At 48.4% G+C, this 26,180-nt stretch carries 27 protein-coding genes; 10 read left to right on the top strand and 17 right to left on the bottom strand.

The window, feature by feature from the left end:
* Positions 1 to 6: 6 nt before the first annotated feature.
* The 8 genes from BP95_RS0125725 to coxB form a co-directional block, all read right to left on the bottom strand.
* Positions 7 to 399, bottom strand: a complete 393-nt coding sequence (locus tag BP95_RS0125725) for a GntR family transcriptional regulator (protein WP_021256213.1) — start codon at positions 397 to 399, stop codon at positions 7 to 9.
* A 36-nt stretch (positions 400 to 435) separates the two neighbouring features.
* Positions 436 to 1,161 (bottom strand): hypothetical protein, encoded by a 726-nt coding sequence (locus BP95_RS31400; protein ID WP_051614191.1) that lies wholly within the window; start codon positions 1,159 to 1,161, stop codon positions 436 to 438.
* Between the two features lie 346 nt (positions 1,162 to 1,507).
* Complete coding sequence (locus tag BP95_RS0125715; protein ID WP_021256215.1) at positions 1,508 to 1,972, bottom strand: DUF420 domain-containing protein; 465 nt, start codon at positions 1,970 to 1,972, stop codon at positions 1,508 to 1,510.
* 87 nt (positions 1,973 to 2,059) lie between these two features.
* On the bottom strand, positions 2,060 to 2,968 hold the full coding sequence (gene ctaG / locus BP95_RS0125710) for a cytochrome c oxidase assembly factor CtaG (RefSeq protein ID WP_028533568.1): 909 nt from the start codon (positions 2,966 to 2,968) through the stop codon (positions 2,060 to 2,062).
* A gap of 117 nt (positions 2,969 to 3,085) precedes the next feature.
* Positions 3,086 to 3,406, bottom strand: coding sequence for a cytochrome C oxidase subunit IV family protein (locus tag BP95_RS0125705; protein ID WP_021256217.1), 321 nt, complete (start codon positions 3,404 to 3,406; stop codon positions 3,086 to 3,088).
* Between the two features lie 4 nt (positions 3,407 to 3,410).
* Positions 3,411 to 4,031, bottom strand: a complete 621-nt coding sequence (locus BP95_RS0125700) for a cytochrome (ubi)quinol oxidase subunit III (protein ID WP_021256218.1) — start codon at positions 4,029 to 4,031, stop codon at positions 3,411 to 3,413.
* Positions 4,028 to 5,878 (bottom strand): cytochrome c oxidase subunit I, encoded by a 1,851-nt coding sequence (ctaD, locus tag BP95_RS0125695; protein ID WP_051250016.1) that lies wholly within the window; start codon positions 5,876 to 5,878, stop codon positions 4,028 to 4,030. The genes BP95_RS0125700 and ctaD overlap by 4 nt, the downstream gene beginning before the upstream one ends.
* Positions 5,879 to 5,942: 64 nt before the next feature.
* Entirely contained in the window at positions 5,943 to 7,016 is a 1,074-nt protein-coding gene (gene coxB / locus BP95_RS0125690; protein ID WP_021256220.1) for a cytochrome c oxidase subunit II, read from the bottom strand.
* 546 nt (positions 7,017 to 7,562) lie between these two features.
* On the opposite strand from coxB, the gene BP95_RS0125685 reads away from it, so the two are divergent.
* Positions 7,563 to 8,321, top strand: coding sequence for a hypothetical protein (locus BP95_RS0125685; protein ID WP_021256221.1), 759 nt, complete (start codon positions 7,563 to 7,565; stop codon positions 8,319 to 8,321).
* A gap of 144 nt (positions 8,322 to 8,465) precedes the next feature.
* On the opposite strand, the gene map is transcribed toward BP95_RS0125685, so the two are convergent.
* Both map and BP95_RS0125675 read right to left on the bottom strand, forming a co-directional pair.
* Positions 8,466 to 9,254: a type I methionyl aminopeptidase gene (map, locus tag BP95_RS0125680; RefSeq protein ID WP_021256222.1), complete on the bottom strand. Its 789-nt coding sequence runs from the start codon at positions 9,252 to 9,254 to the stop codon at positions 8,466 to 8,468.
* A gap of 220 nt (positions 9,255 to 9,474) precedes the next feature.
* Complete coding sequence (locus BP95_RS0125675; RefSeq protein WP_021256223.1) at positions 9,475 to 9,663, bottom strand: hypothetical protein; 189 nt, start codon at positions 9,661 to 9,663, stop codon at positions 9,475 to 9,477.
* Positions 9,664 to 9,921: 258 nt separating this feature from the next.
* Between BP95_RS0125675 and BP95_RS0125670 the strand changes: the two genes are divergently transcribed.
* The 4 genes from BP95_RS0125670 to BP95_RS0125655 all read left to right on the top strand — a co-directional run bounded on the left by BP95_RS0125670 (position 9,922) and on the right by BP95_RS0125655 (position 13,459).
* On the top strand, positions 9,922 to 10,950 hold the full coding sequence (locus BP95_RS0125670) for a serine hydrolase domain-containing protein (RefSeq protein ID WP_028533567.1): 1,029 nt from the start codon (positions 9,922 to 9,924) through the stop codon (positions 10,948 to 10,950).
* 78 nt (positions 10,951 to 11,028) lie between these two features.
* Entirely contained in the window at positions 11,029 to 12,204 is a 1,176-nt protein-coding gene (locus tag BP95_RS0125665) for an MFS transporter (protein ID WP_028533566.1), read from the top strand.
* A gap of 182 nt (positions 12,205 to 12,386) precedes the next feature.
* Positions 12,387 to 12,992, top strand: a complete 606-nt coding sequence (locus tag BP95_RS0125660; RefSeq protein ID WP_021256226.1) for a TVP38/TMEM64 family protein — start codon at positions 12,387 to 12,389, stop codon at positions 12,990 to 12,992.
* A gap of 182 nt (positions 12,993 to 13,174) precedes the next feature.
* On the top strand, positions 13,175 to 13,459 hold the full coding sequence (locus BP95_RS0125655; protein WP_021256227.1) for a hypothetical protein: 285 nt from the start codon (positions 13,175 to 13,177) through the stop codon (positions 13,457 to 13,459).
* 147 nt (positions 13,460 to 13,606) lie between these two features.
* On the opposite strand, the gene BP95_RS0125650 is transcribed toward BP95_RS0125655, so the two are convergent.
* Positions 13,607 to 14,389 carry a sporulation protein gene (locus BP95_RS0125650; protein WP_028533565.1) on the bottom strand — a complete coding sequence of 261 codons (783 nt, stop codon included), beginning with the start codon at positions 14,387 to 14,389 and terminating at the stop codon, positions 13,607 to 13,609.
* Between the two features lie 306 nt (positions 14,390 to 14,695).
* On the opposite strand from BP95_RS0125650, the gene BP95_RS0125645 reads away from it, so the two are divergent.
* Together BP95_RS0125645 and mscL are read left to right on the top strand one after the other, a co-directional pair.
* Positions 14,696 to 15,619, top strand: coding sequence for a diacylglycerol/lipid kinase family protein (locus BP95_RS0125645; RefSeq protein ID WP_051614201.1), 924 nt, complete (start codon positions 14,696 to 14,698; stop codon positions 15,617 to 15,619).
* A gap of 71 nt (positions 15,620 to 15,690) precedes the next feature.
* Positions 15,691 to 16,170: a large conductance mechanosensitive channel protein MscL gene (gene mscL / locus BP95_RS0125640; RefSeq protein WP_021256230.1), complete on the top strand. Its 480-nt coding sequence runs from the start codon at positions 15,691 to 15,693 to the stop codon at positions 16,168 to 16,170.
* A gap of 133 nt (positions 16,171 to 16,303) precedes the next feature.
* Here the strand turns inward: mscL and BP95_RS0125635 are convergent, their stop codons facing one another.
* The 3 genes from BP95_RS0125635 to BP95_RS0125625 all read right to left on the bottom strand — a co-directional run bounded on the left by BP95_RS0125635 (position 16,304) and on the right by BP95_RS0125625 (position 18,617).
* A complete protein-coding gene (locus BP95_RS0125635) occupies positions 16,304 to 16,615 on the bottom strand; it encodes a hypothetical protein (RefSeq protein ID WP_028533563.1) in 312 nt (103 codons plus the stop codon).
* A 238-nt stretch (positions 16,616 to 16,853) separates the two neighbouring features.
* Complete coding sequence (locus BP95_RS0125630; RefSeq protein WP_028533562.1) at positions 16,854 to 17,636, bottom strand: TrmB family transcriptional regulator; 783 nt, start codon at positions 17,634 to 17,636, stop codon at positions 16,854 to 16,856.
* A 222-nt stretch (positions 17,637 to 17,858) separates the two neighbouring features.
* Positions 17,859 to 18,617 (bottom strand): hypothetical protein, encoded by a 759-nt coding sequence (locus BP95_RS0125625; protein WP_028533561.1) that lies wholly within the window; start codon positions 18,615 to 18,617, stop codon positions 17,859 to 17,861.
* Positions 18,618 to 18,940: 323 nt separating this feature from the next.
* Between BP95_RS0125625 and BP95_RS0125620 the strand changes: the two genes are divergently transcribed.
* From BP95_RS0125620 to tlp, 3 genes are all read left to right on the top strand, one after another.
* The gene (locus BP95_RS0125620) at positions 18,941 to 21,151 is read left to right on the top strand and encodes an ATP-dependent helicase (protein WP_231515199.1); all 2,211 of its coding nucleotides are present in this window, start codon (positions 18,941 to 18,943) and stop codon (positions 21,149 to 21,151) included.
* Positions 21,152 to 21,291: 140 nt separating this feature from the next.
* Positions 21,292 to 21,975 carry a GTP pyrophosphokinase gene (locus BP95_RS0125615; protein ID WP_028533559.1) on the top strand — a complete coding sequence of 228 codons (684 nt, stop codon included), beginning with the start codon at positions 21,292 to 21,294 and terminating at the stop codon, positions 21,973 to 21,975.
* Positions 21,976 to 22,139: 164 nt separating this feature from the next.
* Positions 22,140 to 22,364, top strand: coding sequence for a small acid-soluble spore protein Tlp (tlp, locus tag BP95_RS0125610; RefSeq protein ID WP_021256236.1), 225 nt, complete (start codon positions 22,140 to 22,142; stop codon positions 22,362 to 22,364).
* A gap of 90 nt (positions 22,365 to 22,454) precedes the next feature.
* Here the strand turns inward: tlp and BP95_RS0125605 are convergent, their stop codons facing one another.
* The 3 genes from BP95_RS0125605 to BP95_RS0125595 all read right to left on the bottom strand — a co-directional run bounded on the left by BP95_RS0125605 (position 22,455) and on the right by BP95_RS0125595 (position 26,069).
* Positions 22,455 to 23,312, bottom strand: coding sequence for a M15 family metallopeptidase (locus tag BP95_RS0125605; protein WP_028533558.1), 858 nt, complete (start codon positions 23,310 to 23,312; stop codon positions 22,455 to 22,457).
* 356 nt (positions 23,313 to 23,668) lie between these two features.
* On the bottom strand, positions 23,669 to 25,057 hold the full coding sequence (locus BP95_RS0125600; protein ID WP_036667613.1) for a dicarboxylate/amino acid:cation symporter: 1,389 nt from the start codon (positions 25,055 to 25,057) through the stop codon (positions 23,669 to 23,671).
* A 211-nt stretch (positions 25,058 to 25,268) separates the two neighbouring features.
* Positions 25,269 to 26,069, bottom strand: coding sequence for a DNA alkylation repair protein (locus BP95_RS0125595; protein ID WP_081819976.1), 801 nt, complete (start codon positions 26,067 to 26,069; stop codon positions 25,269 to 25,271).
* Positions 26,070 to 26,180 lie beyond the last annotated feature (111 nt).

Here is a 26,180-nt window from a genome sequence, read left to right as displayed (position 1 = left end):
CAAATGCTAGCTCCCGCTGTGCTTGCGCTGGATGACTTCCTGAAGCATCTGCATGAGTTCATCAGTGGATACATCCACATGCATTGCAGCTTCAACGGCTTGCTCAAGTGCCTGCTCGATTGCTTCCTTCCGATACCTGTCGCGTTCTGCCGCTTGAACCGGTGTCACAAACGTCCCCGTGCCCTGCTTCGTCCGCAGCAGCCCTTCGTTCTCCAAGTCTTGATACACCCTTCTTACCGTGATGACGCTGCATTGGAGCTGATTCGCGAATTCGCGTATAGACGGGAGCAGCATCCCCTCTTCGACCTGTCCGCTCAGGATAAGTGCGCGAAGCTGATGTTTAATCTGGGCGTACAACGGTTCAGAACTGTTCGTATTAATTTGAATCGGTATAAACACCGCTCCTCATCACCTCCTGACTCATTCTGTTCTTCTTCACATCCAATCTCGCTTCAGAACGATCTTATGCAAACGATTCATTCCGATCACTATCGAATTGACGATGATAACGATGGACAACACGATACCCATCCAAGGGTACGATCGCGCTACGTCTACCACAGTCTGTAAAATACTTCCGTCCGCTACCGCTATCAGGACGGACACCATGGTTATAACGCCTAGTAGAATAAATGTATACCTCATATATAGTCGCCCGCTCATGCTCAGCTCACACGAGATATACAACCAATTAACAGCAACAGCGTACGCTACCAGCATGAATACATAGGATAAGATGCTGATCCAGCCAAGACTTCTCAATGTCTCACTGAGTAAGTAGTGCCCCACGATAACAATGCTCATATTAATCAGCAGAGCCACACACATCTGCATCGTACGTGAATACACTATGGTTCTCGCATCGATTGGGAGTATGCGCAGCTTCCTCATCCATTTCGTATACGAGTCATCCTTCATATATCGCATCGATCTTCGAGAGATAAAGAAGCCAAGATTCGGGATCGTAAAAAGAAACACAAAATCCGCAACCCCCTTGAAAGCTCTCGTCAAGACCTCGTCGCCACGAAATAACTCTCGCAACACCAGACCGCTAATCGTGGCCATATAAACACTGAACGCTACCGTCATCAACAAGCCCCACTTGAATCGAACAAGATCGCTCTTTACAAGCATCCATGCTTCTCTATATGGTCTGCGCACTGTAAGACCCCCTTTATATCAAACTGATTCACACTATAGATCGGTAAATCAAGTGTGCTTGCTCGCTCATCACTGTGCTTACTGTATATATCTTTATACACAGTATAATGAGTGACTACTTCCCTGTCAATTCATCATTAGGAAAAATAAACATTACCCTATCCAGACTCATCTTTATTTGCACCGTTAAAAGCCTACTATGCTGAAGAATCTAAGCATGCAAAAAAAGCTCGCCTTTCGCACTTAAAGTGCAGAAAGAACGAGCTTCTTCTAAACTAACCATCGCACTCAGAACAAACCAGCGATTCGTGGAAATCCTCTTCACAGATCGCCGTCTACTAGTTGATTACAGACCAAATATAGCATCTATTACTGGCTTTGTATGACCACCTGGATACAAGATATACAGCAAAAGATATACGGTTGCCCCTGTTATTGCAGTAATGAACCAGATGACAGAGGTGAACTTACCCAGCTTGCGGTGCTTCGCATAACTCCCTTTATACCCTGTATACAGTGTCGTCAAGCCGAACACAGCTGCTACAGCTGCAAGGACAATATGGAACAACAGGAAGACCAGATAATATACTTTAAGGTCATCCGGGCCGCCCCATGCGGTATTGCCAACGAAAACCGTGCGAGACGCATAAATAATGAAGAAGATTGTCGCAGCTACGGCCGCTGCCAGCATCGTCTTCTTATGCTGTTCCCGCTTGCCCTTAATAATTTGAGCCCAACCGATAGCCACCAATATGGCGCTGACGACGATGAACGTCGTGCTGATAGTTGGCATAATAAAGTACAGATCCACGAATGAAACGCCCTCCTCATATACATCGGCAACGAAGCAGCCAATAACTCTCCTGCTTCTGCTTACGCTACCCATTATAGAGCATTTTTACGAATTCAACTGCCCTTCTGCTGTGGTGTCCACAAAATCGTCATCATCTTTACTTTCACGTCTGAACCAGTGGACGAATACGTAGAAGAGAATACAGCCATACATCGTTTCTTGAATCAGCTTCATTAGAATGCCTCCGAGCTGTTGATCTTCAATCGGAGTGAACCAATTAAAGAAGCTAGGCCCATCAAATGCGGCGAGCATCTTTACAGGATCCCCGGATATGCAATAGCCCATTGCCTGCACCCAGGCTTCCTTGTCCACATACGTAGCATAGAGAGGTTCGCTTGCAAAGATGATTAATGCACAGGCAGGAGTAATTAGAACGCCATTCAAAAAAACATAGCCCATCTTCTTCACATCTGTCAGCGAGTTCCACTCTGGTACCGGAACGACGATTGGCCACCACATCAGCATAGCAGCAATGAACAATACAATGTAGTAAATAATATGTTCCGTATAATGAGTCATGACGTAATCATGCACTGCCGGCACATGATAGAAAGAGAACAAGGTATTGAATAGAACAGCGCTAAGAATCGGATTCGTTAACAGCTTCAATCGCTTCAGCGGCTTGCGATCCAATAGATATCGCCATAACCAGGACGGAATAGCTAATAATAGAAGCGGCGGTACAATGATGTATGATAATGCCATCATCGCCATATGGAAGGTGAACATCATATGACTCATCATATTAATAGGTCCGCCTTGAGCTAGGTAGAGCAAGCCTGTCCCAATTACGAACATTAGCTTCTTCGACGCTGGCACTGGCTCAGAAGATGAGAATCGATTGCGAAAAGGCCCTGTCAGCCCGAAATATAACACATTAATAAGCACCGTTGCTGTAAGAAACAACGGACTCCACACATCATAGAAACTAAAGTACTCTGTCAATCCGAACATAAATGTTCAGCCCTCCTCATCCTGCAACACCCGAGGCGCCACCATTTCGCCACATTTAGCCCTATTACGGAAAAAGAGGCGACGCTCTTCGCGTCCCCTCTTCTCACTTATCCGACTTTACCACCATACCCAATACACAGCCATTATAATGGCCGTGAAAGCAATGACGGCTCCACCTATCATGAACAGTATCGGAATCATATGTCCTTTATCTTTCATATGCATCCAATACCCCATCTGAATGACAACTTGCAAGACAGCCATGACGAGAAGGATGATAACCGTGAACGTTGGGTTTACTTCACCCGCTGAACCTACCGTAGCAAATGCGATCAACGTAAGCACAATAGAGAAGATGAATGCAATAATATGCTTCTGCTTGCCCTCATGCTTATGTCGACGCTTCGAGTTGTCTGATGTTACTTGGTGTGTTGTCACTTGGTTAACCCACCTTTCCCATGAGGTATACAACTGTGAAGATGAATACCCACACAACGTCGATAAAGTGCCAGTACAGTGCGGAGACGTAAATCTTCGGTGCTGTAACCAAATTCAAGCCCTTCTTCATTGTTTGCAAAATAACAAGTGTGATCCATACGACACCAAAGGCAACGTGCGCGCCATGGAAGCCGACCAGGGTGTAGAAGGATGAACTGAACGCACTCGTCGTAAACGTGTGACCTTCATGCACATATTCTACGAACTCGTATATTTCAAGACATAAGAATCCTAGTCCCAATGCAACCGTTACTGCGAGCCAGCTGAGCATGGCTTTGACTTCTTTGCGATGCATCGCTTGAATAGCGAACACGCTCGTCAAGGAGCTGGTCAGCAAGATCATTGTTGCAGCCGCAATCATTGGAAGCTTGAACAGCTCGGAAGCGGCAGGACCATCACCGATTTGGTTGCGTAGCGCAAGGAATGTTGCGAACAGCGTACCGAACAATACTGCCTCTCCGCCAAGGAACAACCAGAAGCCGACGACCTTATTGCGGCCTTCTAGGGTTGCTTTTTCCGGCTCATGTGGCCATTCGCCTTCTGCGTGATGTGCATGTGCACTCATGCTTTAACCCCCTTCTGCTCCAACTCTTCCGGTTCGATATGATATCCATGGTCGTCCTTAATCGAACGCAGGAACATACAGCCGAATGTAATCAGCAGGCCGAAACCTGCAACGATATGATTGTTGAACAAACCGTTCAGCAGTGCATTATTGAAATCATCCTTCGCGAACATAAAGCCGAAACCTGCCACGAACAAGCCAACAGACATCATGAACGGGAGAATAGATGGCGATGGCATATGAATGGAACCAATCGGCTCTGCAGCCGGCATTTCCGTGTTGCCCTCCATCTTTTCTTTCCACCAAGCATCATAGCCGCGCACAAGCGGAGTTTGCTTGAAGTTGTACTCTGGCGGTGGAGATGGAATTGTCCATTCCAGCGTACGTCCATCTTCCCAAGGATCGTTGCCCAGGTTCTTCGGATCTCTTGATGTAATTACAATGTTGTACAAGAACATAAGAACCCCGATACCCATCATGATTGCCCCGATCGTACTTACCAAGTTCATGAGGTCGAAGCCTTGATTCGGCAAGTACGTAAAGACCCGACGCTGCATTCCAATCAAACCAAGGAAATGCTGAACGAAGAATGTCAATTGGAATCCAATCCAGAACATCCAGAAGGTAGCTTTGCCTAGTCCTTCACGAAGCATGCGTCCGAACATCTTCGGCCACCAGAAATGGAGCCCTGCGAACAAGCCAAGCACCAAACCACCAACAATAACGTAGTGGAAGTGCGCTACGACGAAGTACGTATCATGGAACTGGAAGTCAGCAGGCGCAGATGCCAGCATGACGCCTGTAACCCCACCCATAACGAATGTTGGAATGAAACCTACTGCGTACAGATTGGCCGCGGTGAACTTAATCGAACCGCCCCACATCGTGAATAGCCAGTTAAATATCTTAATACCGGTTGGTACTGCGATAAGCATCGTTGCAATCGAGAACAGCGCATTCGCTACTGGCCCAAGACCAACTGCAAACATATGGTGAGCCCATACCATGAAGCCTAAGAAACCGATCAGGATCGTTGCGAATACCATGGAGCTGTACCCGAATAGGCGCTTGCGAGAGAACGTACTGATGACGTCGGAGATAATCCCGAACGCCGGCAAAATCAGAATGTATACTTCCGGGTGACCGAAGATCCAGAAGATGTGCTGCCAGAGCACTACACTTCCTCCATTCGGTACATAGAAGAAGTTCCCGCCAAACAAGCGGTCGAACATGAGCAGGATCAATCCTACCGTTACAGCAGGGAAAGCGAACAGAATTAATGCAGACGTAATAAAGGACGCCCATGTAAACATCGGCATGCGCATGAAGGACATTCCCGGCGCGCGCATGTTAATAATCGTTGCCAAGAAGTTAATGCCCCCGATGAGTGTACCCAAACCAGAAATCTGCAAGCCGATGGTGTAGAAATCCACACCGTGCGTTGGGCTATAATCCGTATTTGATAACGGTACGTAAGATGTCCAGCCTGCATCAGGCACACCGCCCATCAGCCAGCTCAAGTTCAGCAGCAAGCCGCCGAAGAAGAATGTCCAGAAGCCGAGTGCGTTCAAGAACGGGAACGCAACGTCACGAGCCCCTATCTGCAGCGGAATAATGGCATTCATTAGTGCAAAGATAATCGGCATTACACCGAGGAAAATCATCGTGGTGCCGTGCATGGTAATCAATTCATTAAAAGTTTTTGCGTCTACGAAATCATTCATAGGCTGAATTAATTGTATCCGGATCAAGATGGCTTCAATACCGCCAATACCGAAGAATAAAGCCCCGGCGATAAGGTACAGAATGCCGATCTTCTTATGGTCGACCGTCGTCAGCCAATCCATCAAGCCGCGATGTCGCTTCACCGTGTGAGCCAAGGTCGTTACCTCCCCTAGAAGATGCTGAAATCTACTGCTTATTGATTGCTTTCAAGGAATCAAGCTTGTAATCTGCCAAGTATTTCACGATGCCATCGAGTTCTTGCTCGGACAACTTATCTTTGAATGCTGGCATCTTATTGCCAGGCTTCACCTTCTCCGGATCCTGAATCCATTGACGGAGATGATCCTCGATCTTCTTCTGATCCAGCACCTCATCAGCGGTTTCACGGTTCAGCATGATGCCGGCTATAGCCTCACGACTACCCATCCCTTTCAGGTTAGGTCCCATGGACGGCTTATTATCGATAGCGTGGCAAGACAAGCAGTTCTGCTTGAAGCTCTCAGCAACTTGTGTGTCACCTACGAACGGTTTTGGTTCGGCCTTCATCTCATTCACCCAAGCCGTGAATGTAGCTTCACTGACTGCCTTCACCTTAAATTCCATAAATGCGTGGGAGTATCCGCATAGCTCAGCGCACTTTCCTCGATACACGCCTTCCACATACGTCTCAATGTACATCTTGTTGACGTTGCCGGATGGGTTCGTATCCATCTTGCCTGCAATGGATGGAAGCCAGAAAGAGTGAAGGACATCAGCTGTCTTCAACTCAAGCGCAATCTTCTTCCCGTTCGGAACAATCATGTCTTGTGCTGTTGTAATCCCGTACTCAGGATATTCGAATTCCCACCAATATTGATGACCTGTTACCTTAACCTTAATTGCATCTTTGTCTTGGCTATAGTCCTCAGCGAAGGCAAATACATACTTCACCGTTGGAACTGCCAAAATAATGAGGAGGATGATCGGAATGACCGTCCAAATCACTTCAAGCTTGTGGTTCCCTTCGACTTGCTTCGGAATCTCGTTCTGTCCCGGTCGTCTGCGATAGCGAAGGACGACATAAATGGAAATACCGAATACAACAATAACGACTAGCGTCATAATCGTAATCGCCAACTGCATTAATCCGAACTGCTTGTCTGCAATGGGCCCCTGCGGATTGAGAGCCGATATATCAGCACGACCGCAAGCACTTAGGAGCAGGACGAGTCCGGCGAACAGTGGAAGTAGTCGCTTCACTGCGTGCCACCGATTCATCATTGATCAACCCCACTTTGTACGTTTTCGCTGATTACCCCATCGCATGCTGTGTCGAAATCTCAATGCAAGTGCCCCTATGGCTTAGAAGTGAGTACAAGCTGCCGTCCATCCAGATAAGCCAATATTAACCAATCATTCATCGCGCAGAGAATCCATTGCGCAATGAAGGCGCATGCATATTCGAATTCAGACCGGTAAGAATCCTTCTTCGGAAGTCATTCTCATGCTCGAATGCCTTCAGGCAGGCCCCGGTTTAAACACGGATGTCGTAATCCTGTCAATTACTACAATCACTTACCTAAATATAATTTCCATATATTTATTTGTCAATGTTTCCCGGTCAGTTCACAAAGTGTTCAAATACTCTGAAAAACGGCTTTATATCAGTATTTGTAAACGGTTACAAAATACAAAATGAGACTGCTCTCCTTTGTCGAAACCACTCAATTTCTGGCAGTTTCCTGCCTGTTTTGATCACAAAAATCTATATTCCGCATACTCACATGTTGATTTTTGAACACTAATGGAAGTAAATAAGGAGGTTGAATGGAGTTGTCAAATGATGTTCACAACAACGCAAATCACGTTCACTGGATTGTCACATTTATAATCGCCGCTGTCATGCTGGTCTCTTCCGGCTGTGCTGGGATGGAGGCTGAGAAGTCAAGGTCGCCGGGAGGCAACACGAAGGCGAACTATGCAGATCGGAAGGTCAAGGAGCAATCAGCACCTTCTGGAACCCCGTTGCCCCAAATGGGCACCGAAAGCAACCATCGTACGAAACAGAACACAATGCAGTCCCATTCCACATCTCAGCCGCAGGCATTGTCTAATCCGCGTCCCCTGTTCATCAATCAATCTGTCAGCGATGCTGTCGGACACCTGGATGGAGTCAGTGTAGCCTATGTCTTGCAGCATAAGGATACCGCTTATGTCGCGCTCACGCTTGATGGCACAGGCCTAGGTACAATCGGCAGCGGAGGCAAGCATGAGCAATCCCGAATCGGCGCCCCAAATACAGCTGGACATATGGAACGCGAGGCGAATCGCTGGCCCCCGCGCTTCATTACATCGGATAGTCCGGTACGTACAGTGAAGCAGAGCGACAAATTATCAGATGAGCTCCTTCACACCATCGACAAGACGGTTCGGAGTCAGACCTCTGGGGTGAAACATGTTCGAATTAGCGCCAATATGGACTTATTCAACGGATTAACTCCTTATGTCATGCACGCTTATCCTGGAGATTCTCTGCAATTCGCAGAGGCGGATATTATGAAGCTTATACACCGCACAATGCACTAACAACTCATGAGACGTCGAACAACTCTAACTGACGTTGAGAATGATGAGTGTTACTTGCACTAGTTTTAGGGAGGGGTGCAGGCCGCATCGCTCCCTCATATTTCTACCTATATAATTATGGGTATATAGTTGATCTGCCCTATCCTAAGTCCATGACGAATTATTCTTTCCCCCTGGTGTAAATGGAAGACAAGTCAAAATACGCGGTCCATCTGCAGTCACCGCTACGGTATGCTCGAAGTGCGCTCCCCAGGAACCGTCACATGTAGCAACAGACCATCCATCTGCACCCAGAATCACATCACCAGATGTACCTAGCGTAAATATCGGTTCAAGCGTTATGACCATCCCTTCTTCCAAATTAGGCCCACGTCCAGGCCATCCATCATTCGGAATTTCAGGAGGTTCATGAATAGACTGCCCGATACCATGCCCCACAAGCGCAGTAACGACTCCATAGCCCGCATCACGCCCCATTCGTCCGATCGCAGCCGCTATATCCCCAACCGCCCTTCCAGGGGTCGCCAGCTTCGCTGCGTATCGTAATGCATGAAGTGTCTGTTGCATAAGACGCTTGGCCTCAGGTTGTATGTGGCCAATTCCATAGGTCCATGCCATATCTGCGAGCCATCCTTTGTAATTCACCACAAAATCTATCGTAACGAGGTCACCTGATTTAAGAGGTTTTGCAGACGGGAATCCATGGCATACAACCTGATTCACTGATGCGCATGTTGCATACGGATAACCATAATACCCTTTCTGCTCAGCAGTTGCTCCCTGCTGCAATAACCAGCTCTCTACGAACTGGTCAATTTCCACCGTTGTAACGCCAGGTGCGAGCCTTGACGCCACTTCACGATGGCAGCGGGCTGCCAAGTATCCTGCCTTCTGCATCAGCTCTAGCTGCGCAGCAGTCTTCGTATTCTCCATCGCTTACTCCCCCAACGTTACATGTCCCAATGATAAGTATATGCACGGGATCATCTGTTATAGAAGCACTATTGGAACCCCTTCATTTAACCCATACATACGCAAACAAGGCGCCCCGATTTACCGGCGCGCCTACTCTGTACGTATTCTCAGTTATTCCTTACATTCGCAGGTTAGCACTTCAGTTCCTCGTAATGTCTGATCAGAGACGGTTATGACGTTACGACACACTGGAATCCATTTTGCACATTTCCAACTCTACAAGCTGAGTTAATTCATCTTCATAGCCACCCATAATCCGGTACTTCCGGATGTACTCCTTCACGAATTTCCGAGGATTCTTCGGACGGAAAATACGTGTCATCTCCAACAAGCTTTCTTTCACTTCGTTGTGACCTTTTGTTGCCATGAAAATTCCCTCCCAAAGCGTTGTAGATCATGCCCCGCAACGGAGAACCAATTGGACTATCGCTTCACTTACTGGAATTTGCAACCTTTTAGTTCTAGTATATCATATTCAGCCGAGCTGCAAAATCACACCAACATATCTTAATCATTTCTCCATTGGGTATGCTAGTAACAACATTAGAGTTAACATACAACGCGTAATCATGCTGTCGTAAGGCTTAAATTCCATTACTACTACAATAAACAGGAGCAATCTCAAATGAATCAGCATCCCTCAAGTCCAATTCAAGCTTACGCAGCGGAACAGGCTGGATTTGACCATGGTAAATTGCAGCAGGCATTGGGTACGCTGCCTAAATTGTTCCCCCGTATGTATTACTTCGCGTGTGCGCGTCATGGACAAGTAATCGCAGAGGTGTATGCCGAAGGGGTAAGACCTGGGCAATTCTATGATCTGCGTTCCGCTACCAAAAGCTTTATCTCAACACTCGTGGGCATTGCCGTTCATCGTGGGGACATGCCTTCGCTGCATGAACCAATTGCTGACTATTTGCCGCAAGACATCGTGGGCAAACGCCAGAAAGATACTTGGTGGCACCGCATTACCTTCAAGCATTTGCTTACAATGACATCAGGCTTGCTATGGGAGACAGGCAATCGACTCGGAGAGCGCTGGATACGCAGCTTCCATAACAGCAGCAGCTGGGTAAAGTATGCGCTGCGACTGCCCGTCCATCCCGAACGGTTCGGACAATTTCAATATCGGAGCATTGATTCCCATCTGTTATCGGTTCTGCTCACCTCTTGCACTGGGATACGTGCAGATGAATATGCAAGAGCGCATCTCCTATCTCCAATAGGCATCGATCATTACCGCTGGGACTTATCTCCTGACGGGCATGCAGCAGGCCATGTTGGACTCTGGCTGACTGGACCAGATATGCTTCGATTCGGCCAGCTCATACTAGACGGTGGTTCCATCCAACCTGCTGGTAATGAAGGATCAGACGAGCGCTTTCACGTCATACCCTCTACATGGATTACGGAATCGCATCGCCCCTATTCACCTGGCATGCCTGCTTTTGGCGCCTACGGCTACCAATGGTGGCTCCACCAATTAGGCAGCGAGGAGGCAGCTTGTGCAGTTGGTCATGGCGGACAAGTTATATATGTAGTGCCGTCGCGCTCCCTTACTGCCGTGTTCGCTGGCAATCCTTATGTATGCCGGTGGAGACATCCGAAGCGTTGGATGGAAGAGCAGCTGTTGTCTGCTGCTACATTTTCTTAATATTCAATCCGACTATCGCTGCTGGCGAGGGCTTGTGCCGCACGATATAATGGTACAATCAGGAAAGGGGCGTTGTATGTGAAAAAAATTCGTGCATTAGGCATGGGAAGGGACATCGTGCTGCTAGCCGTCATCTTATTCTTCGTTGAATTTGTGCGAGGAGCAGCGCTCGTTTCATTCATCCCTATCTATGGCCAGAACATACTGTACATTAGCCTTGCCATTATCGGGGCCGCGACTACCGCACATTACTTGACGGATACGCTGCTTAAGACAGCTATCGGATATTTGCTGGATCGTTTCCCCGCCAGATTGATTATTAATATAGGATTGCTTATTTCACTGACAGGGATTGCTCTGTTCCATTACGGAAATATTCCATGGGTGTTCATCTTGGCATGCGCCTTATATGGCGTTGGAATATCTCCCGTATGGATTGTCTGCTTAACGAAGGTAAAAGAAGATCAACGAGCTGCCCAAATGGGCTTCCTCTATATGATATGGCTGGTTGGGATGGGCGCCGGCCCTGTCGTGTTGAACCTTATCCTAGACTATAAGCCTGCAATCTCTTATTGGCTGCTTGTTGCCTTGTCCACTGTCGCTTGGCTGCTCAGCTTTTTCGTCGCAGGCGGCAAGCAATCCGAACGTATTTCCGTTCCATTTCGTGAGCAGTGGGAAGCACTGCGCGAAAAGCTGAAGGCGATCAAGCCGCTGCTGCCCGGCATGATTCTGCAAACACTCGGAGCAAGCATGCTTGTGCCGATTCTGCCCACATTTGTTGCAGAGTCTTTATCATTCACCGAGCACAGAGAATACTCACTTCTTCTGCTCCTCGGCGGCGGCTGTACAGTACTTGGGCTAGTCCCGATGGGCAAATGGTCAGATAAGAGCAGCCGCAAGCCATTCCTTGTGATTGGATTCGGCATATTCGCCTTGACGCTTGCCTCATTGTCACTGCACCCGTCGAAATTGATGGCCTACGGACTGGCCGTGGTTCTTGGCCTGTCATATTCAGCAGTGCTTCCCGCGTGGAATGCACTGCTCGCCCTCTATGTCCCACCTGGTCAGAAGGGACTGGGATGGAGTCTGTTATCCACTGTGGAGGGCATTGGCGTCCTCATTGGCCCCGTTCTCGGGGGCTTTATTGCGAGCGCTACGTCTGCCAGCATGGTCGTATGGATTAGCGCAGCATTGTTCGGCATCGTCTCCATCGTGTATTTGCTGTTTCCATCACGCTGGTTTGCAGAGCAATAGCTTCAACGGACCATTATGCAGCGAGTTCCGGTGAGTTCCGGATATTGTAATGAGGTTTCTATTTTATCTAATTCATGAAACGCAGTAGATTCAAGACAATGAAACTATTAGAACGCTCATACGTTACATGTACTAAGCAACAGCGTAAGGAACTGTAGTTTCAACATCGGGGGGAACTTGTTTTGTGGGAGTGGATACATAACACAATCAGTTGGCTTAAACATTTGGATATCAATCAAGTCGAGCATTGGATGCAGCAATATTCGAACTTGGGGCCGTTACCTGGCATATTGCTCCCGCTCGTGGAGGCCATCCTGCCTTTCTTGCCGCTTATCGTATTTGTTATGGCAAATGCAGCAGCTTACGGCTTAGGGCTTGGCTTCCTCTATTCCTGGATTGGCGCAAGCCTCGGGGCCTGCCTTGTATTCTGGCTGGCTCGTAAGTTCGGCGGCCGGTTCAGCGCTTACCTGCAGAAGAACATGCCTTCATCGCAGCGATTCTTCTCATGGCTGGAGACCAAAGGATTCACACCATTGTTCATCTTATATTGTTTCCCATTCACACCATCAGCGCTAATCAATATCGCCGCTGGAATTAGCACGATCCCGTTTCGCACATTCATTTGTGCCGTATTTGCCGGGAAGTCGGTCGTCATATTCATCATGGCCTTCATCGGCCATGACTGGCAGGGATTTATCCATCAGCCATGGCGCATTCTAGTCGCGGTTGCTGTTCTGTTCCTGCTCTGGCTCGGCGGGAAGAAGCTCGAAGCTCATTATCAACTCTAGAAGCTGTAGACATCATTTACTAAGGAATCGAATCGCTCATTCTTTGAAATGTTTCCTTTGTATTCATCACAGGATATTTTCAAGTAGGCAGGGCACCTTAATAAGAGCATTCAATGAGGTGATGATCCATCACCTGAAGCTTGACGCTTGCACGCAGCAAACGAAAGGAGCTCATGACCTGCATGACTGAAAATGACCATAAGATGAATCCGATATCGAGGGAGCATGTTGAAGTGGACGGCATCTATGCCAATGAATGGGGACGCGAGGAAGTATTGCACCGCGGTCAGACCTTCCCATCTGATCCTCAGCTTGGTGCTTCGGAGTGGGAGCTCCAGCAATATTTGTTCGACAATCACCACACAGGTGAGACGGATCAGCGGCTTATTGCCAAATCAGATGAGACAAGGCAGAAGCAGTCCAAGCAAACCAGTCCGCGCAAGCATACCGACCGTGGCGATAAATAAGCCGCATATGTTCATACTTCCTTAAAATGATAGGGAGAAATTCCAAGCTGTCTACAGCTCCGAATCTCTCCCTTCGTTATGTATATTCGATTCATATAGCCAATCGGTTGAAGCGTGAGGCAATCTTACCTTGCACATCTGGAACAATTACAAGTGCTGTCGGATCATTTCTGCCAGTTCACCCGCGAAGCCTTCAGCCCCCATGCTGCGCCATTCGAGGTTCGTAAGCGGAAAGCGAAGGAAATGATCAACTGTCGTATCCGTATCTACAAGTATCCCCCGCACATTACGCGCACGTCCATTGAGATAAACGAGCAGTTCTGTCTGGTGTTCTGCCGCCAAAAAGATGAGCTCCATCTCTTCAACTTCTCCGCGAAAATAAGAGGTAGGAATGAATTCGAATTGCTGTACAAATGGGAATTTACCGCCGATTCGTGGGGCATGAATACAGTCCGCAGTCCGCAGTCGGAAGCCAAGTCGGTTCACACCGTCAATTACAATGCTCTGCTCGACCGTAGGGATAATTTCGATTCGATCGTGGTCATTTGGCTCGATGTCGCTAGTACGGTCTATGCCTAGCTCTATCATCAGCCATACAGGGGTGTTATCAATCGTAAGTGGAACCCGATTCGGCAATACAATGGAGAATGACTCATCCTTCGTCTCACTCGTACTTAGCGTGAAGGATTCACAGATTGTATAGCGCTCAAGCTCACAATAACTGCGCTCACTTCGACCATCCAATTGGCGCGCATACTCCGTCATTAATACAAGCTCAAGGCGCTCGACATACTGTGGGATATGGCCTCCCCGCAGCTTCACAATTCCACGCAATTCCTCGCCCGGTGCATATCTTCCACGTTCCAGAAGCGTATCGATCTGGGCCGTGCCAAGACCAATGCTCCCTAGGAAACGGTTGAACATGGACATTACCTTGTCCCTCCCCTGAACTATTCACATGAGCAAATATGGAAAATGTTTCTTATATCCATTCGACGGCTTCCCCATTTTCCCTTTTCGACACGAGCAAGAAATACTCAATTTTGAACGATGTTCATGAATCTCTCTCACAAACATTTACATTTGATATAAACTTCCTGCCCGAAAATCACCCCAAACAGAGAACGTTCTGCTATTATGGAATAGCAGTAAACAGAATAATAGTCAGTGCAATCTTAATATAGTGCCCGTATGAAACGTCTTGGATTCGGCAAACATGGGAGAGATGGAATCTTGATGCTCTTTGTAATCAATCAACATGCAGGCAATGGAAAAGGGCTGCGCACATGGCAATTGATAGAGTCGCGTATGCAGCAGCTAGAGATCGAATATACCTCCTGCGTGACAGCAACACCCGAAGAAGCAGAGATGCACGTAAGTGCTCATCTTACGAAATACCCTCGTTCTACGATTGTGGTACTCGGCGGAGATGGAACGATTCATCGACTACTGCCAATTCTAGCAGGTACCCAAGCTGCATTAGGAGTTATTCCTGCTGGCTCAGGCAATGATACCGCTCGAGGATTTCATATACCTACTGAACCATTGCAAGCATTGCATACCATTCTTCACGGGCAGCGAAATGCTGTCGATCTGATCGAGATCAACGACAAGTGGACATTGACCGCTTTGGCGACAGGATTTGATGCGGAAGTAGCAGAAGCCGTCAACCAGAGCCGTTATAAGCGTTGGTGCAACCAACTTCGAATAGGCTCCGCTGCCTATTTGATCGGCGCGGTCATCGCGATGTTCACGTTCAAGCCCGCAAGAGCCTCCATTACAATCAACGGTACCATACATCATTTTGACAATGTGTGGCTAACGGCTATCGCCAACTCCTCTTCCTACGGGGGAGGAATCCGTATCAGTCCACAAGCTGACCCACGTGACGGAGAGCTGGATATATGCATTGTACACAGCTGCACCCGTTGGACCTTAATGAAGCTATTCCCGACCGTATTTTCCGGCAAGCATGTGAATCTGCCTTATGTCTCGATGCTGCGCGGACATGATGTTCATATCACTTCATCGAACGATCGCGTTGCTTATGGTGATGGGGAACGGATTGGCACTACTCCGCTCCAAGCTGCAATTGGTAGACACAAGCTGCTCATGCTTCAGCCTTCATCAAGTCATCATTACGAATCGAAGATTGTCTAAAAACTGTTTCTGTATCGCGATTAAGGGTAAGTATTACATGGTAATGCCTACATGAGAAAGGGGAACCATTCGTGGGAGAATCAAAAGTCAAATCATTTTTCGGAGAATTTAAGCAATTTGCAATGCGAGGCAACGTTATCGATCTAGCAGTCGGTGTTATTCTCGGTGGCGCCTTCAACAAAATCGTGACTTCGGTTGTCAACGATCTCATTATGCCTCCACTCGGTCTGTTGATGGGCGGAGTCAACTTTAAGGATTTGTTCCTTAACTTGAGCGATCAAGACGTATCGTCATTGGCGCAAGCACAAGCAGCGGGAATTCCCGTTATCGCATACGGCCAATTTATTAGTATTATTATCGACTTCATCCTTGTGGCCTTCTCTGTGTTCCTGCTTATTAAAGGGATCAATGCGCTTCATCGCAAGAAGCCCGAAGCACCAGCAGAAGAGACAACAAAGTCTTGCCCGTACTGCCTGTCGGAAATTCCGAAGGAAGCTACTCGCTGCGGACACTGTACTTCTATCCTGAACGAGTCCGAAGCCAAAGCGTAACGAGCACGTACGGCAAGTTCTCCATTTAAGATCATTCAACAAAAGACCTTCTTGCTGCACCACACCATCCTCGTGATGATGTCTGTCGGAAGAAGGCCTTTTTTGTCCAATCGGATATAGCGAGACTACATGGCTATATGGAACGGTTCGGCTTGCTCATAAGCTGCTCCGCAATCGCGCGAAGCTGCATATCTGGCGTATATACTTCCTCGCCCATATCCACTTTTTTAATCCGAATTTCTTCTACATCTGTACCCGCGCGATCTGGCTCGAAGCGAAGCGCTGCTTCATCCGTACAATGAACTTCATACCCCATCATGCGCAGCATTTCCTGCATATCATCCACAGTTGGCTTCTCTTTATCCGGTGTCATAACTAGGCCGCGAAGCTTCGCGATATCGTCAGTTCCGTGATGAACAACTTCAAAATGTACAATGCACTCCATACGATGCCCTCCTCTTGCTGTCTCTTAGCGAAGCTGTCCTTCCTCGTATCTTCTCCGAAAGAAGATCGGCACATACTTTACATGCATATGAAGTCTTTCAACATCCATTACATGTATCTATGTCAAACACCGATTTGGCTTGCTGGTATACTAGTCGTTCCGATATGTTTCTATACGTAAAGATACTTTGACCGGTTTCGGATTTTGGTCATTTTTCACTTATCTGTCACGATTGATGTTAATCAAAATACGATGAGATGACCGTTTGAATCCGCTTGTTAAATGCCTCTGCATCTTCAGCTCCCATCTCGCTTTGCCATTCGTACAATACGAGATCCTGTACGAACTTCCCTAAGACAAGCCGGGTGATCGCTGCATGCTCTGTAAGCAACGCCTTCGTTGCCACACCTTCCCCCATTGACCCAACCAATGCTTCCTTACGATCAATAATAAATGCAAAAGGACGCGTGTGACGCATACCATCTGCATCGAACAAGGAAGGCACCCGCATACTTGCATTGTCCTCCGAACCCGCGATGGACCACAGCACCTTCACTCCCCGCGCCTCAGCAAGTGCCAAGTGCTCCCGAATTAAGGTCGCATCCTCTGGCCACACATCTGCGATAATTTCCAGCTTAGCCTCCTGCAGTACGCGTTTCACGGTCTCGATAACCGCCCGCTCACCTTCGATACTGTAGAACGAAGTCTCATCCGCCTCTGTCACGGGCATGTGCTCCCGAATATAGTGAAGCGATGAATCTAATCGAGAGGCTAATATGCGCGTCAATTCCTCCGGCTGCAATGCCGCATAGTGAGAGGGTTCTCCATCCCGATGCAGAATGACTCCATGATCAACGAGCCGCTGTAATGCTGCATATACATTGGAGCGCGACACGCCTAGTTTCTTAGCAACCTCATACCCCGTCATCGCACCTTGTTCGGATAGACTGACAATAATTTTAGCTTCCATCTCGGTAAATCCCAATGAACGTAAATGTGTAATTAGACCTTGACCTTCCATCGTACTCCTCCTGCTCTAGGTGTCTCCTTACTCGTATTGCTCGTACAATGAAAAAGAGGCCGCCGTATTTCCATAGATGGCAGGCCCCTATTGTCATTCCATGCATATAAGCTGACTGATACACATTTCCCCATTCCCAGTTTAGACTTCTTGCAGCTGGGTTGTTGTCAGTCTGTACTGCCTCAACTTACGCGAAGTGAATGGTGCAACGGAACCAGATGCTTATACGAATGGCGTCCCGCACCGTTCACACCATTTGGCTTCCTCGTCTGCCGTGCTGTTGCAGTTCGAACAGCGTCGACCCGCTATTTCTTCTTCTTTCATAATGGTAATTCGGCGCCCGCCGACCGTTACGTTCAAGTCATCATGATCTCGATCGGCCGCTCCACCTTGTTTAAGCCGGCCTTGATCGGAAGATGCACTGTTCTGGGAGTCTTCCGCATGCGGCTCCAATACATGCTCATCTTCTTCCTCTTCCTCGTACGTATAGTCATGCTCCTTATAATCGGTATGTTCCGGATAGCGCACAGCCTCTTGAGCAGCAGCCGCCTCCTCTTGTTCTTCCCGCTTGGCCTTCAGGAAGGCCATGCCGAGCTCATCAATCTCTTCTTCCTCCACTTGTGGCGGCTCTGGCAGCTTGCGTCCGCATACCGAACAATAATTAGCCGAAAATGGGGCAATTTCGCCGCATTCGCAGCGCTTCTGCTTACGCAGCTCGCTTACCTTCCAATCCAGAAGCTTCATCTCTTCTTCAACGAGCAGATTCAGCTTAGCAATTTCCTTCAAACCTTCCTCTGCAAGTGTTAAGTCATTCTTTTTATAGGCATCATATACGAGTTCGCCGATATCATAGACATTCTGCTTCCATTCTTTGCGCTTAGCTACAATTTGGGCTTGAACCCGGTTCATTTCCATCATGTTATGCGCTTTTTCCGATGCTTTGGAAGCACCATCTTTAATTACTTGTATAAAGCGGTTCATCCCAATATCTCCTTTCAACTGCCATTACGGCAGAATTCCTCTGTTAAACTAATAAACGCAGTATTAGCGATGTGAAACCCATCGCCACAACCATGCGCTATTCTCTGCCTTGAACTTGTCATTACACGTCTTCAACAACAACGTATGCATGACTCAGGCAAAACATGTATCCCTGTCCGCTGCCTTGCTAGAACATGTATAATATCATGTAACGCTTATTTCTATCATAAAGGAGATACACCATCATGACCACTCCTTCTTCATCAGAAACGGTCAGGGCCCAGTGGCGTTCTCATCCATTTGGTATAAAGAGGGAACAACCCGTGCCTACAGCGCGATCGGCAGACCCATACACAGCTTCTCGCCATGATCGCGCTCAACCGAGCAATGAAGGCAACGGTGCCCTTCCTGCATCTGCAGACTTCTTCGCTGCGTTAGAGCGACAAGGGATACGTCTGCATGACGCACAGCGGGATGCAGTACGCCATATAGACGGGCCCTTGCTCTGCTTGGCAGGAGCTGGATCTGGCAAGACATCCGTGCTGACCGCACGCGCTGCCTATTTGATGACCGTCGGTGGAGTATCACCTGAGTCGCTATGGCTGGTCACTTTCACCAATAAAGCTGCGCAAGAGATGCGAGTGCGCCTTGCCAAGCTGCCCGGCGTTACACGCGATATGGCTCGCAGGGTTCAGGCACGCACCTTTCATTCTTTCGCTCTCAAGCTGCTGCAGGCTTATGCGCCTCCCTTCCAACTGATGGCAGAGGAACGCAGACGGCATGGCTTGATGAAGCGTATACTACGAGAGCTCGGGCTGCATGATACCCTGCAAGCCGAGACGGCGCTCGCTGCGCTCTCCTCGCTCAAATCACGCCGCCTGATGCCTACTGATTGGAAAACAACAAATGCAAGTGAACTCGATATGCGGCGTGCGCTTATTCGCTTCGAAGAACAGAAAGCGCAGCAAGGGTGCAAAGACTTCGATGACCTGCTGATCGATCTTCTACGGCTGCTGGAGGGAGACGCTAACTTGCTTGAGCGTCTCCGCCACCGTTTCCAATATGTGCTTGTAGATGAATTTCAAGATACGACGCCTGTGCAGTATGAACTACTTCAACGAATTACCGGCGGGCACCAAAACTTAGCCGTATTCGGTGATGATGATCAGACGATATTCACTTTTAATGGAGCAAGCCATCGTTATATCACGGAATTTAAAAATCAATACCCTGCAGCGAAGCAGGTTACGCTCGACTTTAACTTCCGATCTACACCAGCCATTGTTGGCCTAGGCAATGCGGTCATTGCCCATAATGAAGAGCGGCTGCCGAAGCAGATGAGAACTCCAACTGGCGTTCATGTCGTGACAGATAAGGAGCATGCACCAAGTGCGCCGCGCTATCTTCGCCCCCGCGATGCGGAGGAAGAGGCACAGATTATCACCGATCATATTCAAGCAGCTGTTAGTGCCGGTACGCATACGTGGCGAGACTTTGCTATCCTGTACCGAACAGCGAACACCAGCCGCGCACTCATTGAATGCTTGACGATACAGGGCATTCCATTTCGCCAGTTCGGAGCCGAGCCGTTTTTCTATGACCATAACCTTGTTCGCCCGCTTATCGACCATCTTCGGCTGTCGCTTGCCCCGCGTGAGTTCAGCGCACTGGACAGCGCTGTTGCCGCACTATATATCCCGCGGGAGACAGGCATGCAATATCTGATGGGAGCAGAGCGGAGCAAGGCCAAGAAATATCCGCTTATCCATCTGCAGAGCTGGGACAAGCTGCCCTCCTTCCAGCGCGAGGCCGTCAAGCCACGCATTAAGCTTATTAAGAAGCTGGCTGCGATGAAGCCATATATCGCGCTACGAGAGATGCGACGCGAATTCTATGACAAGTTCACGGCTGCATCTTCTGGAGAACGATCAACCGCTCATCAAGAAGGGGCAGCGGATACGCTTGAGGAATTGGAGTCCTCAGCCAAGCGCTTCGATACTGTCGAGGCCTTCCTGAAGCATATTGACGAGTTGAAGGAGAAGTATGTTGCGATGAACCCCGAGTATGGAGCACAGCATCGAACAAACAGCTCTCTGTCTTCTGGACGAGCACCAATGCAGGCAGGGACAAGAGCTCCTTCCGCGATGCAACGTGCAGAGGATGGGGATCTGGAGGATGCCGTCACCTGCATGACCATTCATCGCGCCAAGGGCCTGGAGTTCCCTGAAGTATTCCTAATCGGTGCGGCCGATGGAATTCTCCCTCACCGCACAGCGCTTCGCAAGGGAGCCCCGCCAGACCGCTCGGCGGCACTGCGAACAGGACCACGAGCAGAACAGATGCATGACATCTCCCGTCCTGAGGCGGAGAACGCAAGCACGAATGATACGCTCCTTGAAGAGGAACGCAGGCTTGCTTATGTGGCCGTAACGAGGGCACGCGAGCAGTTGTACATCAGTTCCCCAGCAATCGTGCATGGACAGAAGGCTGAAATAAGCCAACTGCTCCTGGATGCTTGGAACATCGTCATATAGGGTTGCGCCCGAAAGTTGAGTTTTGAAATACACACCCTTTATCCAGTACAATAGGATCAGATGCTATGTTGTTATTTAGGAAAAGAAGAAAAACGACGAATAACCGATTACTATACCGTGCTAAATTGAGGGGATATTTCATGTCCAAAACCGATATGATTATGAAGCAATACGAACAGGTAAAGCAGTTGCCTACCTTGTATCAGCTTGCATTGGAAGAACTGGAGACTAAGATCAAGGTCATTCAAGCGGAATGGAAAATACGCAATGGTTATCCGCCCATCGAACATATTAAGACGCGTCTGAAGGAGCCTAACAGCATTTTCAGCAAGCTGCAGCGCAAGGGCTTCCCATTGACGCTCGATTCCATCGTTGACAAAATATATGACGTAGCAGGCATGCGTATCGTCTGCGCCTTCGTTAAGGATATTTATCTCATACTCGAACATTTAAAGACTCGTGAAGATATTCGTATCGTGGAAATCAAGGATTATATTAAAAATCCGAAGAGCAATGGGTACCAGAGTCTCCATGTCATCGTTCAAGTGCCGCTCGTATTATTCGAGGATACACGCTGGATTTATGTAGAAATTCAGCTTCGTACGCTTGCCATGGACTTCTGGGCAAGTCTGGAGCACATTATTTACTACAAGTTCGAACAGCACGTTCCGGCTCATGTAACAGAAGAGTTAACCGAGGCCGCAAGAGCAGTCGATCAGTTGGATCGGAAGATGCTGGAGCTGCGCAAAGAAATATTATCGTACAATCACGAGGATTGGGCGAACACGATTCAGAAGGGCTTGCCTTGGGAGAATGCTCAATAGTGCTAATGCTCCCCATGGGCAGTGATGATGTTCATCTCTGGGATGAGAAATGGTTGGATAAAACACGCACCATTTGCACATCGTAACGATGACGCCGGAGGACTTGATCTGTCATGTTCACCGGCGTCAACCGATAACTGTCATCACGAAGGAGGACCACGAACATGGCCAAACCCGATGATCGCTCTAACAACGCAGCTCGTCTGCAGAATGCAATTGATAACACATCGAGCAAACTGCATGAAACTGAGCAGTATTTAACTGAGCATGCTGAAGAGATTAGCGCGACAGAGCGTCATAACTTGCAAGCCAAGAATGAGCGCCGCCGCCACAGCATCGAAGGGTTTGCGGCTGAGAAGCGTGACGAGCAATCGAACGCTTCCTCGTAGTGCACCCAATCGTTGACAGATGAATCGAATGAAGAGAGGCTGAGCTTGAAATCCAAGCTCAGCCTCTCGTATTAAGTAATATAATTTGTATTATTGCAGTAACTGTTCTAACGTCAATTTTTCGTCATAAGCTGCCTTCGCTGCTTCCTTGCCAACATAGCGGACATGCCATGGCTCGTACACATAACCGGTAATGCTCTCCCCGTCCTTCGGATAGCGAATCATGAATCCGAATTCGTGAGCGTGTTCAGCCACCCACTTTCCTTCATTCGAATCACCGAATACCTCTTCCAGTACATCGCCTACACTTGGACTCGATAAATCCATCGTGAGGCCCGTCTGATGCTCGCTCGTTCCAGGAACTGCGCTAACGCGGGCCGCATATTCCTTCCCTTGCGTATTCACGTAATGATTGAATAGGGATTCCTGACGCTTGAAGGAACGGTAACCTGATACGGCATGCAGCGTCACGCCCTCTTCCTTCGCCTGCTTGAACATCTCCTCAAGCGCCTCTGCCGCTTCCTTGCGCATATGACGCTTCTCATGTGCCTCTTCGAAGGAGAACTTCACATTCGGCTCCACAAGATCCGGCGGCTCATAACCATCTGGCAAGTAACGCTCCTTATTGACCACAACGAGGATGGACTCCGGATTCGTAACAACCGCCTTATCGCCTTGCTGTTCAATCGTGGAGCTGAGTCCGTATTCCGATTTCAGCTTGGCTGTAACCGATGATGCGTCATCGGTATTGGCGGAGCCATTCTCTCCTTGACCCTCTCCGCTTCCTTCTCCCTGCTTATTATTATCCGGCGCTGGTGTCAATGCCGGGTCAACTTGTTCTTGTCCAGATGTTACTGCTGCCTTGTCCGTGCTTTGGCAGCCGCTGAGCAGAATTGCTGTTCCCAGAGCAAATACAAGACACTTCGCAGTCATACTATGCTGACTCATTGGTATTTCCCCTCTCCCAATCTATCAATTGCAGATTGAGAGTCTATTATATCGCAATAGAATTGGTATTGCGAATAGTACAGATGTGATACAGATGCTCTTTATAAAGTCATCTGCGAGGGTTATAAAGCTTCTCCTTTGGGGTGACATACAGGTATAACTTAGGAATGGAATTACGCAAGCATCTAGTGGCACTCCTATGACAGGCGGCACATCTTCCAATAAGCCAATTAGTGGGATGACTGGCGATGTGAAGGAACGACTACGACCGACCGCAACCCAACCTTCCTAAGGCTCTCATTAAAAAAAAGAGTGCCTTCTAGCTGCAGACTAGAAGGCACTCCTCTTCCTTGATGCTATACGTTTACAGTGTTATGACTGTTCTTCGCTTCTCGTCCAACTTCAATATCATCATCCTCATCACGATTGAAGGCCTCTCGATCGAACTCGCCTTCACTTTTGCCAACCAGCAAGGACGCAACCGTTGTGCCTGTCGCATTAACTGCCGTACGCGCCATATCTACGATTGCATCTACACCAAGAACAAGTGCAAATCCTTCAATCGGCAGGCCTGCCTGAACGAGCACGACAGTCGTCGAGATGGACGCTGGACCCGGAACACCCGCTACGCCAACAGAAGCTAACGTTGCTGCACCAATGATGAGCAAGTAATCGGCAATATTCAAATCAATGCCGTATACGCGTGCAATGAACACGGCAACAATGGCCGGGTAAATCCCGCCGCAACCATTCATATTAATTGTAGCACCAAGCGGAGCCACAAAGCTGGCGATTCGATCCGAAACCTTCATTCGCTTCGTAATCACTTCCAGATTCACAGGCAGAGTTGCGTAGCTGCTGCGTGTTGTAAAGGCGACTGCAATGGTCGGATACGCCTTCTTGAAGAAGCGGATTGGATTCACACGCGCACCGAAGGTGACAAGCGATCCGAAAGTCACAATCATATGGATCAAGCACGCTACATAGACCGCAATAATGAACCAAGCAAGCTCCTTCAAAGTCGATAATCCATACTTGGCAGCCATCGAGGTCATAAGCCCGAATACACCGTACGGAGTAAGCTTAATAACCAGTTTCGTCACACGAAACATAATATGGGAGAAGGATTGGAAGAAGGCACGAATCGGCTGTACTCGTTCGGGATTGCGCAGCCCCTCTAGTGTAATCGCCACTGCAATGAAGGCCGCAAATATAATGACCGGTACGACCTTGCCCTGTGCCATCTCATTGATCGGGTTGGAAGGTACGAGATCAAGCAGCACCTGCTTGAAAGTTGGGATCTCACGTTGTTCGAACCCCTGCGCCGCTTCTGAGCTCTGAGCAATACCAGAACCAGGATCAATAACGAGAGCTGTTCCGAGACCGATAACAGCCGCGACAGCAGTCGTAATCAGGAACAACGCGATGGTCTTCGTTCCAAGCTTCTTCAATACATTCGGATCCTTCACTGAGGTAATACTCGAAATAATAGCAGCAAATACGAGCGGCATGACAACCATTTTAATTAAGCTGACATAGATAGAGCCTAGAATACTGACATCTGCCGCAGACTTTCCGAATACCGCGCCGAGAGTCAAGCCAAGCGCCATGGCCAGCAGTACGCGAAGGCCGAACCCAACTTTCTTCTTCGCAAGCCACCACAGCAAGATAACGAGCAGCAATGCAGCCCCCCAGCTCGCATAGACATTCCAGTCTTGCAGGGTGATCCAGTTCTGTTCCTTCATCATCATAACCCCTTCATCTATTTATTATAACAATTCCAAGTTGTTTAATTGGTATTATAAAAATAGGGACGGAACTCGTCAATACTTTTTATATGAATGGATGTACTGGATATGAATGTATTTGCTGGATAGATATGAACTAGCTTGCCTCCAATACGGATCTGTACAACTAGACCAAGCTGCTTGCCACACTGCCGCACTTACTGCTGTATTACCTGCTCTCCAATCTCTTCAATGCCTCACGCCGGCTTAGCGGCATCAGCGCATGCAGCTCTACATAATCCCTTACCCATTCTGGATTTGTCTTCGCATACTCACGCAATGCCCAGCCAATGGCCTTCTGCAAGAAAAATTCCTTCGATGCAATATGCGTATGAATCGCAAGATGCAGCAAGTCCGTATTCGTCTGAGCTTTGTATTTCAACTGAAACAGTATCCCTGTGCGGTTCAGCCACATCTGATCCGAATGAATCCAGCGATCAGCATATTCCGCCCAAGCCTCAGGGTATCGCTTCATCACCCCTCCCACTGTGCAGGTTGCCAGTCCATCAACCGTATCCCACCAAGATCGGGTTACAATGAATTGCTCGATTCTATGTATATGTGCTAAATTGAAAAACTTCACTCCACCTTCTAATAGTCCCATTGCAACATAAGCAAATTCCCGCTCCTCCAGATTCCACAAATGCTGAGCTGCATGCAATATCTCTTCTGCAGACTTCGGCTTACCGTACAACTGCGAATGCTCTTTAATCAACATCTTACGTACAGGCTGAGGGACACCAAGAAACGGGAACTGATCGCGCATATAAGCGGACATCGCTGCCGCTCTGTCTGGATTGGCACTTGCGCGCAAGGCTTCAATAAGTGGTTCGATTGGATACACGCTCATGAATATCTCTCCCTTATATCGACGAGTTGCAATCGTTTGAAAGTCGGTAGCTGCCGCCCAAGTCTTATGCCAACCATACTCCCAACGAATTAATAGACCATATAGATATTCTCCCCGCATCCCCCATCAACCTTCCAAACTCACCTGCACCTATAGCACAGGAGCAGTAGCATGAGCATGGCAGTTGGCATACAACTTACGCATGGCAGCAAGCATACTACTCCTGTGCTA

Source organism: Paenibacillus sp. UNC217MF (assembly GCF_000686865.1).
In the GTDB taxonomy this organism is placed as follows: Bacteria; Bacillota; Bacilli; order Paenibacillales; family Paenibacillaceae; genus Paenibacillus_B; species Paenibacillus_B suaedae.
The sequence above is the reverse complement of the archived record's forward strand: the minus strand, read 5'-3'. Positions and strand labels throughout refer to the sequence as shown.